At 55.2% G+C, this 248-nt stretch carries 1 protein-coding gene; it reads left to right on the top strand.

Annotated elements, in window-relative coordinates; all coding sequences use genetic code 11:
* The coding region (locus NR126_RS28695; RefSeq protein WP_256832530.1) for an immunoglobulin-like domain-containing protein at positions 1-248 on the top strand (248 nt) is incomplete at both ends.

The following is a 248-nucleotide window of genomic DNA, read 5'->3' as shown; positions in this document are numbered from 1 at the left end:
CTGAGCGTTACCATCGACAGCGCAACCGTGAAGGATCAGGCCTTCGAAGATCTGCAGTTGAGCAAAGAGCCAGGTGTCGTACAGATCAATGACACCACCGACACTGTGACCGTCAGCATCGCCGGTAACGGCGACGTATTCGAAAACGCCAACCCAACCTTCACTGTCAGCATCAACCAGGCGTTGAAGGATGACCTCACCGTCAAACTCAGCAACGGTGGCACCGTCACCGTCAAAGCCGGTGATAC

It is taken from the genome of Pseudomonas sp. Pse1 (assembly GCF_024519635.1).
Lineage (GTDB): Bacteria > Pseudomonadota > Gammaproteobacteria > Pseudomonadales > Pseudomonadaceae > Aquipseudomonas.
This window is presented reverse-complemented; position numbering and strand designations above follow the sequence as displayed.